Source organism: Arthrobacter sp. BL-252-APC-1A, assembly GCF_009696625.1.
Classification (GTDB): Bacteria; Actinomycetota; Actinomycetes; order Actinomycetales; family Micrococcaceae; genus Arthrobacter_B.
In genome coordinates, this window is record NZ_VULS01000002.1 from 154,161 (window position 1) to 169,985 (window position 15,825).

At 64.9% G+C, this 15,825-nt stretch carries 16 protein-coding genes; 15 read left to right on the forward strand and 1 reads right to left on the reverse strand.

The features are described from left to right. Nucleotides 1–61 precede the first annotated feature (61 nt). Nucleotides 62–685, forward strand: a complete 624-nt coding sequence (locus tag FYJ28_RS03440; protein WP_055239254.1) for a nucleotidyltransferase family protein — start codon at nt 62–64, stop codon at nt 683–685. A gap of 185 nt (nt 686–870) precedes the next feature. Beyond that, nucleotides 871–2,058 carry a TerC family protein gene (locus FYJ28_RS03445; protein WP_154578319.1) on the forward strand — a complete coding sequence of 396 codons (1,188 nt, stop codon included), beginning with the start codon at nt 871–873 and terminating at the stop codon, nt 2,056–2,058. A gap of 73 nt (nt 2,059–2,131) precedes the next feature. Here the strand turns inward: FYJ28_RS03445 and FYJ28_RS03450 are convergent, their stop codons facing one another. Continuing rightward, on the reverse strand, nt 2,132–3,082 hold the full coding sequence (locus tag FYJ28_RS03450) for an alpha/beta hydrolase (protein ID WP_154578320.1): 951 nt from the start codon (nt 3,080–3,082) through the stop codon (nt 2,132–2,134). 206 nt (nt 3,083–3,288) lie between these two features. Here FYJ28_RS03450 and FYJ28_RS03455 point away from each other — a divergent pair, with 206 nt between their 5' ends. The 13 genes from FYJ28_RS03455 (at nt 3,289) to FYJ28_RS03515 (ending at nt 15,803) form a co-directional block, all read left to right on the forward strand. Continuing rightward, nucleotides 3,289–4,233, forward strand: a complete 945-nt coding sequence (locus FYJ28_RS03455; protein ID WP_154578321.1) for a 3-carboxyethylcatechol 2,3-dioxygenase — start codon at nt 3,289–3,291, stop codon at nt 4,231–4,233. After that, nucleotides 4,230–5,096, forward strand: a complete 867-nt coding sequence (locus tag FYJ28_RS03460; protein ID WP_326831489.1) for an alpha/beta fold hydrolase — start codon at nt 4,230–4,232, stop codon at nt 5,094–5,096. Before FYJ28_RS03455 ends, FYJ28_RS03460 begins: the two co-directional genes overlap by 4 nt. Nucleotides 5,097–5,101: 5 nt before the next feature. Further along, nucleotides 5,102–5,920, forward strand: a complete 819-nt coding sequence (locus tag FYJ28_RS03465; RefSeq protein ID WP_154578322.1) for a 2-keto-4-pentenoate hydratase — start codon at nt 5,102–5,104, stop codon at nt 5,918–5,920. After that, on the forward strand, nt 5,913–6,365 hold the full coding sequence (locus tag FYJ28_RS03470) for a nuclear transport factor 2 family protein (protein ID WP_154578323.1): 453 nt from the start codon (nt 5,913–5,915) through the stop codon (nt 6,363–6,365). Before FYJ28_RS03465 ends, FYJ28_RS03470 begins: the two co-directional genes overlap by 8 nt. Continuing rightward, entirely contained in the window at nt 6,362–7,117 is a 756-nt protein-coding gene (locus FYJ28_RS03475; RefSeq protein ID WP_154578324.1) for an HpcH/HpaI aldolase family protein, read from the forward strand. Before FYJ28_RS03470 ends, FYJ28_RS03475 begins: the two co-directional genes overlap by 4 nt. Continuing rightward, a complete protein-coding gene (locus tag FYJ28_RS03480) occupies nt 7,114–8,769 on the forward strand; it encodes a bifunctional 3-(3-hydroxy-phenyl)propionate/3-hydroxycinnamic acid hydroxylase (RefSeq protein ID WP_154578325.1) in 1,656 nt (551 codons plus the stop codon). The genes FYJ28_RS03475 and FYJ28_RS03480 overlap by 4 nt, the downstream gene beginning before the upstream one ends. Before the next feature lie 110 nt (nt 8,770–8,879). After that, nucleotides 8,880–9,875, forward strand: coding sequence for an ABC transporter substrate-binding protein (locus FYJ28_RS03485; RefSeq protein WP_154578326.1), 996 nt, complete (start codon nt 8,880–8,882; stop codon nt 9,873–9,875). Nucleotides 9,876–9,947: 72 nt separating this feature from the next. Further along, nucleotides 9,948–10,772, forward strand: a complete 825-nt coding sequence (locus tag FYJ28_RS03490) for an ABC transporter permease (RefSeq protein ID WP_154578327.1) — start codon at nt 9,948–9,950, stop codon at nt 10,770–10,772. Next, nucleotides 10,769–11,542, forward strand: coding sequence for an ABC transporter permease (locus FYJ28_RS03495; RefSeq protein WP_154578328.1), 774 nt, complete (start codon nt 10,769–10,771; stop codon nt 11,540–11,542). Before FYJ28_RS03490 ends, FYJ28_RS03495 begins: the two co-directional genes overlap by 4 nt. Further along, on the forward strand, nt 11,535–12,374 hold the full coding sequence (locus FYJ28_RS03500) for an ABC transporter ATP-binding protein (protein WP_154578329.1): 840 nt from the start codon (nt 11,535–11,537) through the stop codon (nt 12,372–12,374). The genes FYJ28_RS03495 and FYJ28_RS03500 overlap by 8 nt, the downstream gene beginning before the upstream one ends. Then, nucleotides 12,371–14,350 (forward strand): flavin-containing monooxygenase, encoded by a 1,980-nt coding sequence (locus FYJ28_RS03505; protein ID WP_154578330.1) that lies wholly within the window; start codon nt 12,371–12,373, stop codon nt 14,348–14,350. The genes FYJ28_RS03500 and FYJ28_RS03505 overlap by 4 nt, the downstream gene beginning before the upstream one ends. Nucleotides 14,351–14,449: 99 nt before the next feature. Further along, nucleotides 14,450–15,106 carry a TetR/AcrR family transcriptional regulator gene (locus FYJ28_RS17500; RefSeq protein ID WP_326831490.1) on the forward strand — a complete coding sequence of 219 codons (657 nt, stop codon included), beginning with the start codon at nt 14,450–14,452 and terminating at the stop codon, nt 15,104–15,106. Next, nucleotides 15,084–15,803: an SDR family oxidoreductase gene (locus tag FYJ28_RS03515; protein ID WP_154578331.1), complete on the forward strand. Its 720-nt coding sequence runs from the start codon at nt 15,084–15,086 to the stop codon at nt 15,801–15,803. Before FYJ28_RS17500 ends, FYJ28_RS03515 begins: the two co-directional genes overlap by 23 nt. Nucleotides 15,804–15,825: the final 22 nt, after the last annotated feature.

Here is a 15,825-nt window from a genome sequence, read left to right on the forward strand (position 1 = left end):
CTCCGTACAAAACGCGAGCGGCTGTTGTGGTTAAGCCGTCCGGTGTGCTTTGGTTCCATGCATGGTCAGCGCGGTGCTTTTGGCAGCGGGGGCAGGGATTCGGCTGGGCCGTGGTCCCAAGGCCCTCCTGCCCTTCAACGGGCGGCCGCTGATCGAGCACCTCGCCGGGGAACTGCGGCGCGGAGGGTGCACGCGCGTCGTCGTGATCCTTGGCTCCGGATCAGCCAGGGTCCGGACTGAAGCAGACCTGGCGGATTCGCACGTGGTCATCAATCCGGACTGGGAAACGGGGATGGGTTCATCGTTCCGGGCCGGAATCGCCGAAGCACTCACGCTGGCACCGCGGGAGCCCGTACTCGTGGCGCTTGCCGACCAGCCGGGGCTCACAGCCCAAACGGTGGCCCGGCTGATCGAAAGAGCCGCACCGGCGAGGGTGTCCTGCGCGGCCTACCGGCTCCCGGGCGGGAACCTGCTGCGCGGGCACCCCGTGCTTTTCGCGCCGCAGCTGGCCCGGGCAGCCGCCGCCGGAGCACTGGGTGACTCCGGGGCACGTTCCTTTCTGGCAGCCCACCCCGGCCTGGTGGATCTGGTGGCGTGCGGCGCGGAAGCCGAAGGCCGTGACATAGATACCCCGGCGGACCTGACCCTGCTGGAGAGCCGTGGTCCCGCCGAAGCGGAGGGCTAGTAGGACATGGATATCGCTGCGCCGGCCCGGCATCAGGTAGAGTTGACCGTTCGTAGGGGAGTATCCACCCACGCTGAACCTCGTCAACACGTAGGGCACCGACGCCCGGCCGGGGCCAGCGGGCAGCCACAGGCTGCCGGAGAGACTTGCGGTCCCTTGGCGTACCCTACGAAAGCAGAGACTCCATGACTGTTTCCCCCCTCATCTGGGGCGTGACGATAGCCGTCATCCTCGGCCTGCTGGCCTTTGATTACTTCTTCCACATCCGCAAGGCACATATTCCAACGCTGAAGGAAGCGGCCATCTGGTCCTCCATCTACGTGGGACTGGCCATCATCTTCGGTGTCCTGGTGCTGGTCTTCGGCGGGGTCACCATGGGCGGCGAGTACTTCGCCGGCTACATCACGGAGAAGGCCCTCTCGGTGGACAACCTGTTTGTCTTCCTGATCATCATGGCCTCCTTCCGGGTGCCCCGTGAGGACCAGCAGAAGGTCCTGCTCTTCGGCATTGTCTTCGCGCTGATTGCCCGCACCGGGTTCATCTTCCTTGGCGCAGCGCTGATCAACTCCTTCTCCTGGATCTTCTACCTGTTCGGGCTGATCCTGCTGATCACGGCGGGCAACCTGCTCAAGCCCGAGGACAGCGAGAAGGACGAAGCGAACAACTTCATCATCCGGATCGCCAAGCGGGTGCTGCCCACTACGGACCACTACGACGGCGACAAGCTGATGACCGTCGAGAACGGCAAGAAGGTCCTCACCCCGATGCTGCTCGTCATGGTGGCAATCGGCGGAACCGACATCCTGTTCGCCCTGGATTCGATTCCCGCCATCTTTGGCCTGACGCAGAACACCTTCATCGTCTTCACCGCTACGGCGTTCTCCCTCATGGGCCTGCGCCAGCTCTACTTCCTGATCGACGGACTGCTGGACCGCCTGATCTACCTCTCCTACGGCCTGGCAGCAATCCTGGCGTTCATCGGCGTCAAACTGGTGCTCCATGCCCTGCACGAGAACACCCTCTGGTTCATCAACAACGGCGAGCATGTGGAAGTCATCGAGGTCAGCACCGGCCTGTCCCTGAGCGTGATCATCGGCGTCCTTCTCGTCACCGTGATTGCGTCGCTGGTCAGCCCGGCAGGCAAGGCCCAGACCGCCGTGAACAACGCACGCCGGCACGCCAACGACTACCTGGACCTCTCCTACACCTCGGATGAGTCCGAGCGGGAGCGCATCTACCGTGCCCTCTGTGACGAAGAGAAGCAGATCCTGCAGATGGACAAGAAGTACCGGGACAAGGTCAAGGACATCGAGGACATCCGTGCCGAGGTAGCTCGCGCCCATGAGGAGCATGCCCGCTACTCCAGCAAGTAGCCGATCCCGCTCAAAAAGCCCTCCGCAGCCATCGTGCTGCGGAGGGCCTTCTTGGCTTAACTTTTTGGCTTAACTAGGCATCAGTCCTGAGCCGGCGCCGCAGCCAGCCGGTCCTTGCGCCGAAGGTTGCTTCAGAGAGGGCGCTCTCCGGAACGAGCTGGTCATAGCGGTGGAAGCCGCCGGCCCACAAATGCAGCTCCGTGTCATTGCCGGACTCCCAGAGCCTGCTCGCATACGCCACCGTCTCATCCCGAAAGACCTCCGCGGTCCCGCATTCAAGGAAGGTGGGCGGGAGCCCGGAAAGATCCGCTGCACGGGCCGGGGCAGCGTAGGCAGAGACCGCGCCCTGTGCCCGGCGACCCAGCAGGGAATCCCAGCCGAGGGTGTTCGCCGCCCGGTCCCATCCGCCGGTGCCCTCGAACTGACGGGCTGAAACTGATGAGTTCCGGTCATCGAGCATCGGGCTGAGCAGCAGCTGCCCGTCGATGCGGGGCCCGCCGCGGTCCCGGGCCATGAGAGCAAGCCCGGCTGTGATGCCCCCGCCGGCGCTCTGCCCGGCTATGAAGAGCTTTTGTCCCCGAGCCGTTTCCCGGGCGACCCACTCCAGGGCTGCATAGGCGTCCTCCCGCGGGGTTGGGTCTGGGTGTTCCGGCGCGAGCCGGTATTCAACAGTGACGAGCGTGGCGTCGAACTCATCCACCCACTTCAGGAACGGGGTAATTCCGCTCCACCGGTCACCGGCCACCATTCCGCCGCCGTGGGTGTGGAAGATGACCGGGCCCGCAGGCGCGCTGCCGCGATGAAGCACCGAGACGGGCACGGCTGCGCCCGCGTTTGCCGGAACAAGTTCGTCACGGCGGTGGAAGCGTTCCAGCTGCTCCAGGACGGCGGGTCCGGTGGAGGCCGCCTGCCGGAGCGCGGCGAGGGATCCGGTGCCGGCGGATGAGGTCCCGCCCGGATGTCTGGCCTGGAAGACCGGGGCAATCTCGTGGTCGTAGGGAGGCGGAACCAGATTTGTGCTCATGTATTTCCTTTGCTGACGGGAGACGGCGGACCGCCTCTTGCGCCTGTCATTTCGGGTCTGGGGTACTTTGTGACGCCGATTACACAGACTCTCTAGCCAGATGTGATTGAACTCACTAGAATCCTTATTCTAGACGAGGCAATCAAGAAAGCCTCTGCTCTTGTACCCAGATTCGTAAGGCCCCCGGGCCTGAAGGGAATTCCCAAATGACTCTTGCAGTGGCCGCAATGTCCCATGCCCCCTCCTTCGGAAATGTGGATCCGGGCGGGACCGTGTTTGCCGAGATCAACTCGGCCATTGACGAGGTCCGCGACTTCGTGGAGGACTTCGCTCCGGACATCACCATCGCCTTGGGCCCGGACCATTTCAACGGCGTGATGTACGAGATGATGCCGCCCTTCTGCGTAGGTGCGCAGGCAACAGGAGTGGGTGACTGGGGCACCGCTGCCGGTCCGCTTCCGGTAGACAGCGACGCAGCGCGGGAGCTGCACCGGCTCATTCTCGAAGACGGAATCGACATTGCCCGCTCAGAGCGGCTGCAGGTTGACCATGGTGTCCTGCAGCCCCTGGAGTTTGTGTACGGACACGGGTTCACCAACCCCTTCGTGCCGATCTTCGTGAACTCCGTCGGGCTTCCCCTCACACCCATGAACCGCGTCCGCCTTTTCGGTGAAGCCGTGGGACGCGCAGCCGCCAAGCTGGACCGCAAGGTCCTGATCTTTGCCTCCGGCGGTCTCTCCCACAACCCGCCCATTCCCGTCTGGGACGGCGCTCCGGAAGAGGTCCAGGAACGCCTTATCCATTTCGAGATGACCCCGGAACAGCGTGAGGTCAAGGAATCGACCATGATCGCCAACATCCGCAAGTTCGCAGAGGGCAAAGCCACCACACAGCCCCTGAACGCCGAGTGGGACAACAAGGTCCTGGACGCCTTCCGTGCAGGCGACCTTTCCGTGGTGGATTCCTGGACCAACGAGTGGTTCCACGCCGAGGGTGGCAGCGGCGCCCACGAGGTCCGCACCTGGATCGCAGCATTCAGTGCGCTGGCCACGGCCGGCAGCTACAGCTTCGCAGTGGACCGTTACTGGCCGGTGGAGACCTGGGGTGCGGGCTTCGGCGTTGTGGCCGCCAAGACGGACGGCCCTTCGTGAGCTGGGAAATGCGGACGCTGTGGCAGGAGATCGGTGACCTGCCGCACCAGCTCCGTTACGTCGACGTCGGGGGCTGCCGTACCCGTGTGCTGAGTGTTGGCCAGGGAAAAGACACGATCGTCCTGATGGCAGGCACGAGCGGACACCTGGAAGCCTTTACCCAGAACATCCGTGCTCTGGCGGGGGAATACACCGTCCTTGCCTACGACTATCCCGGACACGGGTTCTCGACCCTCGCCGGCGCCGACCTTGAGATTCCGGACTACGAACAGCATCTGCTTGGTCTGCTGGACGAACTCGGTCTGGACCAGGTGCACCTGTGCGGCGAATCGCTGGGCGGCTGGATTGCCCTGAAGTTTGCCCAGAAGCACGCGGACCGGGTCAAGACCCTGATTCTCAGCGCGCCCGGCGGGCAGGTCATGCCTCCTTCGGCGATCGGCAAGACACGATCCGTCAGCCGCAACGCCGTCGAGGACCCGACCTTCGAGAACGTCAAGGCCCGGCTGCAGGTGGTCATCCATGACCCGGCGCTCATCACCGATGAGCTGGTGCAGATGCGCCGGGGCGTCTACAGCCGCGACGGCTTCGCCAGGTCCATGAGCCACATCCTCGCGCTGCAGAACCCGGAGATCCGCTTCCGCAACCGGGTCACCGTGGAGGACTACGCAGCCCTGACCGTTCCCACCCTGCTGGTCTGGACTGACCATGAGCCCTCCGGGGGAGTGGAGACCGGTGAAGAATTTGCCGCCGCCATACCGGACGGCGAGCTGCTGCTGATCCGCAATGCCGCGCACTGGCCGCAGTGGGAAGACCCCTCGGCCTTTAACGAACGTGCCCTTGATTTCCTCGCCCGAAAGGGGTGACCCGAATGACCGAAACCACAGCTGCCGCCGGCACTGTCCAGATGCTGGCCGACGAACTCTATGAAGCCCGCCGGGCCCTGCGTCCGATCGACTTCATCCGCAACCACCTGGCGGAGGGGGACCTCGACGCCGCCTACGCAATATCCGAACTCAACACCGCCCGCCGGGTCCAGGAAGCCGGTCTTCGGCGGGTAGGCCGCAAGGTTGGACTCACCAACCCTATGGTCCAGGCCAAAGCCGGAGTGGACCAGCCGGACTACGGAATCATCCTGGAGGACATGGTTTTCGAGAGCGGAACAGTGCGTCCCCGTTCCGCTTTTATCAAGCCCAAGATCGAAGCCGAAATCGCGTTCGTCCTGAAGGAAGACCTGCTCAGTTCAGACCTGGACAGCATCAAAGCCGCCATCGACTACGTGACACCGGCCATTGAGCTGGTGGACTGCCGCTACCACAACTACGGCATGTCAATCCTGGACACCGTGGCAGACAACGCCGCCTGCGAGGGCGTTGTCCTGGGCGCCGTCCGCAAGAGCTATGAAGAAGTGGACCTGGACGAGGTGGAGATGGTCCTCTACCGCGGGGACGAGGAAGTCACCCGCGGTGTGGGCCGCAATGTCCTGAAGGGCCCGATCAACGCGATTGCCTGGCTGGCCGAAACTTCACTGCGGGTAGGCAAGCCGCTGCTGGCCGGGGAGATCCTGCTCTCCGGTTCCATCGGCATGATCGTGGACTGGGACACGGACGTCACCTACCGGGCCGAGTACTCCCACGGCTTCGGATCCGTCCAGGCCACCCTGAGCACCAAGGAGAGCGCAGATGCGTAGGGTTACCCCCGAAATCCGAGCTGAGATCGAGCAGCTCGTAGCCGAACACCACTGGCTGCTGGACCACGGCCACGCAGACCAGCTTTACACCCTCTATGCCCCGGACGCAGTCTCCACCGGCCCGCTGGGAACGATGGAGGGCCGCGAGGCCATCAAGGCCTGGGGCGAGCGCCGAATTCAGGTTGATGCCGGGGTTGTCCGGCATTTCTCCGGCGGCACGCGCCTGGCTTTTGTGGACGGCGTTCTCTGCGGGACCACCTACTACATGACCTTCCGGGACAGCCAGCCTGATCCGCTGCTGCCGGCCAGCGTCGGCGAGTTCCGCGAGCAGTACGTGGAGCAGGAGGGGCGCTGGCTGATCCACCGGCGGGAAATTGCCCCCATCTTCGGAGGTGCCAACGCTGCTGCGCACGCACAGCGGCTGGCCGCAGGAGGACAGCAATGAGTTCCTCCGCCTCCGTGCCTGTGATTATGCATGTGGCAACTGCTTCGCTTTCAGTGGTGGAAGCCGCGCTCGACGCTGGTTACGACGGGCTCATGATCGACCTGCAGCACGGTGAAGTGGGACTGGAGAACGCCTGCACAATGCTGCGTGCCGTTCCCCGCGGCAACGCACACATCTTCGCCCGCGCCGCCGGACTCGAATCCGGCGCGATCGGACGGCTTCTGGACAGCGGCGCCCGCGGCATTGTGGCACCAACCATCGAAACGGCCGAGCAGGCCAGCCAGCTCGTCGCCGCAGTGAAGTACCCGCCGCTGGGCCGGCGCAGCCTGGGCCCCAGCCGCCCCGGACTCTACTCCGGTGAGGACTACTGCGCGGCCGGCAACGCCGCCGTGGCCGCGATCGTGCAGATTGAAACCGCAGCCGGCGTGGATGCGGCCGCGGAGATCCTCGCCGTGGAGGGAGTCGACGCCGTCTACATCGGCCCGGCGGACCTCGCGGTCTCCTACGGACTCCCCGGCCGCGCGGACTGGGCCGACGGCCCCGTCGCCGAGGGGATCGAAAAGGTTGCCGCGGCAGCCCGCGCGGCGGGTGTCCGGCTGGGGCTGTACTGCAGCGATCCGGCGTTCGCGGCTGCACAAATCCGCAGCACCGGACTGGACTTCGTTGGCATAGGAATCGACTTGATGTTTATGGGAAAGCAGGCCCGGGCAACCGTGGCAGCCCTGGATGCGGCTTTGGAGGAACAATCATGACGGAACAGGCCGACATCCTGATTATCGGCGCCGGGCCCACCGGCCTCACCCTTGCGAACCTGCTGGGGCAAAACGGCGTCTCGACCGTGCTTATCGAGGCCCGGGATGAGCTGATCGACTATCCCCGCGCCGTCGGCATTGACGATGAATCGCTGCGGGCCATGCAGGGCCTGGGGCTCGTGGACAAAGTGCTCGAGCACACCGTCCCGGACCAGCAGATCCGCATCGTCAACGGCTCGGGCAAAGTGATTGCCGGGATCAACCCCACCACCCGTGAGTTCGGCTGGCCCCGGCGCAACGGCTTTGTGCAGCCGCTGGTCGATGCCGTCCTGCTCGACGGGGCACGGCGCTTTGACAGCGTAGATGTGCGGATGGGCACCGAAGCGGAGGACCTGGTCCAGGACAGCGACGGCGTTACCGTCACCGTCCGCGCGCAGGGACAGGAATCCACCATCCGTGCGGCCTACGTTGTGGGCTGCGAAGGCGGACGGTCCTTCACCCGGCAGAAGCTCGGCATCCCCTTCACCGGTGAGACCCGGCAGCAGCGCGGCCTCGTCATCGACGTCGCCAATGATCCGCTCGGCACACCGCACGCAGTCTTCGGCGGCGACCCCAACCGCGGCTACGCCACCCTCAGCCTGCCGCACGGCATCCGCCGCTGGGAGTTTATGCTCCTGGAAGGCGAGGACGATGCGCTGGTTGAAAGCGACGAGTTCCTGCATAAGCTCCTGCGGGACCACGTCGCCGACCCGTCCAAGCTGGAGATCATCCGGCGCCGGGTCTATGAACACCACGCCCGAATCGCTGACCGCTTCCGCGACGGCCGGGTACTGCTTGCCGGCGACGCAGCGCACGTCATGCCCGTCGTTGCGGGCCAGGGCTGGAACTCCTGCATCCGGGACGCGCTCAACCTCGGCTGGAAACTCACGGCCGTAGTCCGGGACCTGGCCGGCCAGGAGCTGCTGGACACCTACGCCGAAGAACGCCGGGACCACGTCAAGGCCATGGTGGACCTCTCCGTTGGCATGTCCAAAGTGGTGACTAACCGGAGCAAGGTCACCTCGGCCGTGCGGGACAGTGCTGCTGCCGTGATCGACCGCCTGCCCAAGCTCAAGTCCTACATCTCGGGACAGGGTTTCAAGCCGATGCCGAAGTACACCAGGGGTGTAGTCCTGACCTCACCGTGGACGGTGTCGAAATCCGTGCCCGTGGAGGACGGCGCTGTTCCCGGAGCAGGAACACTGTTCCCGCAGCCGCGTGTTGAGGGCTCCCGGGGAGCCGGCATCCTGCTGGATGATGCAGTCAGCGCCGGGTGGCGGGTATTTGTCTGGAACAACGACCCGGCAAAGTTCCTCAGCCCGGATACCCAGGCGCGCCTGGTTGACCTGGACGCTTCCCTGGTCCAGCTGGTGCCTTCCGCCCAGCTGAAATGGGCCGCCGCGAATGCAACCGCCGGGGTCACTGTGCTGGGAGACCCTGCAGGGGTACTCAAGTCCTGGTTCCATGCCCGGCCGGTGTCCGCCGTCGTAGTGCGCCCGGACCACGTTATTGCCGCGGAATGCCTCGCCCAGGACCTGGACAGCACACTGCGGACGATCTTCCTGAAGGCGCACCTGCGCCCCGCACGTGAGAGGGCAGCCGCCACCGCCTAACGGTGGCAGCTCCGCCTGCGAAACCAACCACACGCACTGACGAGCGCACCGCGCCGGCCAGCCACGGCCGCCGCACCCGCGTTTCGTTCCCTCAAAGAAGAGAGAACCAGATGAACACCAAGACCACGCGCCTGCTCGGAGCCGGCGCCCTGCTCGCCCTGGCCCTCACCGGCTGTGCTTCAGGCTCCATCTCCGGGGGAGAGAGCACCGCTGCCGCTGCAGGATCCGGCAACTCGGACCTCCGGGACGTGACGATCGGGCTCTTCCCGTCCTCCGCCGTCGGCGCCATCCAGCTCGGTATTGACAAGGGATACTTCGAAGAGGAAGGCCTGAACCTGGAGCTCCTGCTGGGCCAGGGCAGCGCCGCGCAGCTGCCTTCCCTGAGCTCCGGAAGCCTCGACTTTATGCTTGCCAGCCCCACGACGCCGCTGATTGCGACCGCCCAGGGCCTGGACCTGAAGATCATTTCGGGCTATGCGGCCAACCGCCCCGACATCGTGGAGGACTCAGTGTCGGTCCTGGTGGGTCCGGGCTCGGACATCAAGAGCGCGCGGGACCTCGAAGGCAAGACAGTCTCAATCAATGCCCTGGGCAGCATCGGCGAGATCGGCATCCGGGAGGCCGTGGAGCTCGACGGCGGCGACCCGAACAAGGTCACCTTCGTACAGCTTGGCTTCAACGAGGTGGGCGCCCAGCTGGAGAGCGGCCAGATCGACGCCGGTATGGCCGGTCCTCCCTTCATGCAGCAGATCGTTGCCGACGGCGGCAGCGTCATCAGTGACTTCATCCAGGACGCCGACCTGGGCGGGGCAGAGCTCGTGATCGCCTCCAGCGGCGCCCTGACCCGGGATGATCCCGAAGTGATCGAAAGCTTCGTGGCGGCCCTGGACAAGACGCTGGCCTACGCCGAGGAACACCAGGACGAGGTGCGGGCCCTGCTTCCGGATGTCCTGGGCACCTCTCCGGAAGCAGCTGCGAAGACCGACTTCATTGCCTGGAGCGCCGAACTGGACGTGGACGCCCTGAAGCAGTTCGCGGATCTCATGGAGAAGCACGGCGTCACGGAGAAACGCCCCGATGTTGAATCCACCGTCTGGACCAAGTAACACCAGCGGCTGCCGGGCTGAAGCCCTGCAGCCCAAGGCTTCTCAATTCTGTTATCCGAAAGGGGGCTGGTCATGACGGCCAACCCAGCTACATCGACCGCAGCGCGGTCATCGGTGCGCTGGCTCCGCGTTGGTCCGGCGCTGCTGGGGACCTGCGGCGTCCTCGGTTTCCTGCTGATCTGGCAGGCAGCCGCGGTGACCGGCCTGGTGGATTCCCGGCACCTGCCGCCCGCCACCGAGGTCCTTGAGCGGTTTATCGCCAACCTGGCATATACCGATTTCTGGGTCGCCACCGGGCACACGCTGCGCGCCTGGCTTCTGGGACTGCTGATCTCCGCCGTGGCCGGACTGGTGCTGGGCGTTCTGATCGGCTCAAACAGCTTCCTGGTGAAGGCCACCCATTCGACGGTCGAGTTCCTCCGGCCTATCCCGGCCGTGGCGCTGATTCCGATCGCTGCCCTGCTCTTTGGCCCGCGCCTGGGCTCGGAACTGATGATCATCATCTATGCCTGCTTCTGGATCGTGCTGATCCAGGTCTTCTACGGGATCGCTGACCTGGATCAGGTGGCTATGGACACCACCAGGACACTGGGACTTTCGTTCATGGAACGGGTCCGCTACCTCATCTTCCCCACGCTGCTGCCGTTCTTGATGACCGGGCTGCGCCTGGCGGCAACGGTTGCGCTGGTACTGGCCATCAGCGTGGAGCTGATCGTGGGCACACCCGGCCTGGGCCAGGAAGTGGCACTGGCCCAGATCAACGGATCGGCACCGGCCATCTTCTCCCTGATCATCACCAGCGGCCTGCTGGGCATCATCATCAACATGCTGATGCGGTTCGTGGAGCGTAAAACCCTGTTCTGGCACGAATCGGTACGCGGAGGAAAAGCGGCATGACGAACGTCCTGAAAAAGACCGGGTACTTCCTGGGCCTGCCGCTGATCCTGATCACGGCGTGGGTCATCTACACCTCGGTGACCACCAACTTCTTCATCCCCGAACCGGCGATGCTGGTGGACCGCTTCTTCAGCATCTGGTTCTCCGAACGGTTTGCCTCCGATGTCCTGCCGAGTCTGTACCGGCTGCTGGCCGGGCTGCTGCTCTCGATTGTGATCGGCGTCAGCGTCGGCGTCGTCATTGGCTACGTCCGGTGGATCCGCTGGCTGTTTGAACCCCTCTTCGAGTTCATCCGCGCGGTCCCCTCGACCATCCTGATCCCGGTACTGCTGCTGCTCATCGGCATCAACGACGCCATGAAGATCACCCTGATCGTGTTCAGCTGTGTCTGGCCCATCCTGCTCAACACGGTTGCCGGCGTCACTTCCATCGATGAAGTGCAGCAGAACACCGCCAAGGTGATCGGTCTGAAGGGCCTGGACCGGATGCGGTACCTCGTTCTTCCGGCAGCCTCGCCGCAGATCATGGCAGGCATCCGCCAGAGCCTGGCCGTCGCGCTCATCCTGATGGTCGTCTCCGAAATGTTCGCGTCCACGGACGGAATCGGGCACTGGACCATCAACTTCCAAAACCGCGTTGCCATCCCCGAGATGTGGAGCGGCGTGCTGCTCCTGGGAATCATCGGCGTCGCGCTGTCTGCAGTCTTCCAAATGATCCAGAAGCGGACACTCGCCTGGTACGAAGGATTGAAGGAGAACAAGAATGACTAACGCAACCAAGACGGTCCGCCTCGAAGTAGACCAGCTGCAGAAGATCTACCAGACCGGCAACGGGACTGAATTCGAAGCGGTGCGTTCGCTCACCTTCGACCTGCACGACGGCGAGTTTGCCTGCCTGGTGGGCCCCTCCGGCAGCGGCAAGACCACGCTGCTCAAGTGCATCGCGGGGTTGATGCGGGCCACCTCCGGCCGCGTGGTCCTCGACGGCCAGCCGGTCAACGGCCCGGCAAAGGGCATGGCCGTCGTGTTCCAGGAGTACGGCCGCAGCCTCTTCCCCTGGATGACGGTTGAAGCGAACGTCGGGCTGCCGCTGAAGAGCGCGGGCCTGTCCAAGGCCGAACGCACCAGCCGGGTGGCCGACGCCCTTAAAGACGTGGGCCTGTCCGAGGCCGGCAGCAAATACCCCTGGCAGCTCTCCGGCGGTATGCAGCAGCGCGTAGCCATTGCCCGCGCGGTAGCCTCCCGGCCCAGCGTGCTGCTGATGGACGAGCCGTTCGCAGCCGTTGACGCGCAGACCCGCGCGGATCTTGAGGACCTGGTGCGCAGGATCTGGAAAGAGCACAACATGACGATCCTGTTCGTAACCCACGACATCGACGAGTCCGTCTACCTCGCCGAGCGGGTCCTGGTCCTCTCCAGCTCCCCGACAGTGATCCAGAACGACATTGAGATTGACCTCCCCTCCGACCGCGACCAGCTCCTGACGCGTTCGGATGCGCGGTTCGGTGAACTCCGCGCCGAGGTCTACGAACGTGTGCAGTTCGCCAAGACCAACGTCACCGGACAGAGCGAGCCGGCCCGGCTCACGGGAGTGGGCGCATGAGTGCCGCCGGCCTCGACGCAGCCGTGCAGGCCCCTGATGACCTGTTCTGGCAGGAACACAGCGAACAGATCACTGAGTCGGATGAGGAACTGCAGAGGATTGCTGAAGCTGCAGACCTTCCCGCCCTGCTGGCAGCCCTGGCCGCCGCAACCGGGGATACCAGTTTCCTGACCCCTGACCTGCGTCCTCCGCTGACGCCGGTGGACACCGTTAACCACCCGCACGGCGGCATGAGCGCCGAAGCACAGGAACGCGGCCGGACGGCGGCACTGGCCGGCCTGCGCCGGCTGCGGGATGAGGGAATTACCCGCAGCCGGATGCTCAGCGACACTGAAACCGGCACGATCCTCGAGTTCCTGGCCAACGGGCACACGGAATGGGACGGAATGCTGCGCCACGAGCTGGATCTGGCCCCGGATAAGAACGGTGCGCCGGACTGGCAGTTCGACGACGTCGCTGCGGGCCGGGAATTCTCCGCCCTGATCGTCGGATCAGGTGTTGCGGGGCTCGCAGCTGCGCACCGGTTCCGGCAGGCAGGCGTTCCCTTCAGCATCATCGAGTCGGCCGACCGGCTCGGCGGCACCTGGCAGAAGAACCGCTACCCGGGCGTCCGGCTGGACACCCCCACCTTTGGCTACTCCTACTCCTTTGCGCAGCGCGCTGACTGGCCGCACCAGTTTGCGCAGGGTGCCGAGATCCGCGAATACCTGGAAACCGTGGCCGAACGGTCCGGAATCGCAGACCTGGTGGAGTACGGAACCCGCCTGCTCAGCGCGGAGTGGGACTCGGAGACCGGCCTCTGGACGGTGCTCACGCGCGTACGGGGCGGAACCGAACAGCGCCGGACGTTCAACGCCGTCATCACCGCCACCGGCCAGCTGGACATCCCCAACATTCCGGACTTCCCTGGCAGGGATTCCTTCGGCGGTGTCGCCATGCACTCCCAGGACTGGGACGAGACGGTTGACTACCGGGGCAAGCGCGTAGCCGTGATCGGCACCGGTGCCAGCGCGTACCAGATTGTTCCCGCGATCTGCGCGGATGTGGAGAGCATGGTCGTTTTCCAGCGCAGCGCGCCGTGGATGCTGCCGGCACCGAGCTACCACGACTCGATGACCGAGGTGTTTTCCTGGCTCAGCGCGAAGGTGCCCCACTATGCGCAGTGGTACCGGCTGTGGGTTACCGTCCTGGGCATCCCGGGCCGGTTCCACACCGTGCGGGCCGAGGAAGGCTGGCACGGTGCTCCGCTCAGTGTTTCCGCCCGGAACCAGGAGGTCCGCGAGGAACTCACCCGCATCCTGGGCGAACAGTTCAGCGGGCACCCGGAGCTGCTCCAGCATGCCATCCCCGGCTATCCGCCCGGTGCGAAGCGGATGCTGCGGGACAACGGTGTATGGGCGAGGGCGCTCACCTCTGACCATGTGGCTCTCGAGACGTCCCCGATCCGGGAAATCACGCCCACCGGGATAGTCACGGAGGACGGAACCCGCCACGAGGTGGACATCATTGTCTACGCCACCGGCTTCCGGCCGTCAGAGTACCTTGAAGGCATTGAGATCCGGGGCCGCGGCGGCGTCGAAATCCACGACGCGTGGGAGGGTGATGCCCGCGCCTACAACGGCATTACCGTCCCCGGGTTCCCGAACTTCTTTATGGTCTACGGCCCGAACGTGGGCGGCGTGGTGGCCGGAAGCCTCCACTTTATGCTCGAACGTGCTTCCGAATACGCACTGAAAGCGGTCCGTGAGGTCCTGGAACGGCGCGTCAAGGCGCTGGACGTCCGGCCGGAAGCCCTGGAACGGTTCGTGGCCTGGGTCGCTGAGGAAAACCGGCAGATGGCCTGGGGCCAGCCCTACGTCCGCACCTGGTACCAGAACGCCAAGGGACGGGTGTCCCAGATCTGGCCCTTCACCAACGTCGAATACTGGGAAGTGACCGAGTCGATAAACCCGGCAGACTATGATTTCCTCGCCTAGGCAAACCCTGTGTGCCGGGGCCGGGCTGCGCGTGCGCGGTCCGGCCCCGGCAGTGCAGGGACCAGGCACAGATGATGACCAGCTTGCGAAAGGACGACGGTGACCCGCAGAAGCCGAGCGCATCAGAGTACCCCCGGCAACGAGAAAGCCATTCTTGAGGCTGCACTGACGCTGGCCGTCACAGCGGGGTACGAAGGAACCACCATGGCGGAGGTGGCGCGCCTGTCCGGCCTGCCCGTCGGCTCGGTCTACTGGCACTTCAACAACAAGGAGCAGCTCTTCGCCGAACTGATCGAGTACTGCTTCGCGCAGTGGAAGATCGACCACACCGGCCCAACCAACCGTGACCTGCTTCGCCGCAGCATCGCCGGGTCCGCCGGGGGATCGGTGGATCCGGAAAACCGGGCGGAGGCTTTCTGGATCCTGGCACTGCTCTTCGCGCTGGAGAAACGGCTGGCGGGAAACCTTGCACGGGAGAAGTACCTCGAAGTCCGCAAAGAGATGTTCGAGCTGATGGTCCAGCGGGTGGAACCCCAGGTTCCTCCATCCGTCCTCGCCGCCGATCCGGGCTTCGGCCGCAAGATGGTGGTGCTGGGCCGCGCCCTGACGGACGGCTTCTACATCGCCGCCTCCGCAGGAGACGAGATCGATTTCCTGGAGTTCGCGGACCTGTCCGCCACCGCCGTCGAAGCACTGATCCAGCGGCGTGCCGCTGAAATTGAAGGGAACCTGAATGCAGCCGAATCCGAGTCCTAAGACGGCAGTCGTCATCGCCGGAGGTTCCGGCATCGGCGCCGCAGTGGTCCGCGAACTCTCCGCCTCCGGATACCGCGTGGCGGCGCTCTCGTCCTCCGGCAGCGCGAAGGAACTCGCCGAAAGCCTCGGAGGAGTTGGCCTTGCCGGTTCCAACCGCTCTGCCGGTGACCTGCAGGCGATCGTGGATCTTGCGCTGGCTGAGTTTGGCCGCATCGATACCGTGGTGAACGGGTCCGGGCACGGCGCATCGGGGCCGGTCCTTCAGATCACCGACGAACAGTGGGAAGACGGCATGAACGCCTTCCTGATGAACGTAGTCCGCATGGCCCGGATCATCACTCCGCACTTCGAGACAGCCGGCGGCGGAACAATCGTCAATATCTCCACCAGCTCACCGTTCGAACCGAATCCGCGCTATCCCGTCTCAGCAACTTTCCGCGCGGCCCTGGCATCCTTTACCAAGCTGTACACGGACGAGTACGGTCCGGCCGGGATCCGCATGAACAACGTGCTGCCCGGCTTCACCAAGGAAGACCCGTCCACGGTCCAGCCGGAGTGGACCCAGCGCATCCCCCTGCGCCGGGCCGCGGCCGCCACTGAAGTGGCGCGGGTGGTACGTTTCCTGGCCAGTGAGGAATCCAGTTACATGACGGGGCAGAACGTGCGGGTCGACGGCGGTTCCGCGCGCTCGGTCTAGCCGCCGGATCCCTGCCGGGCCG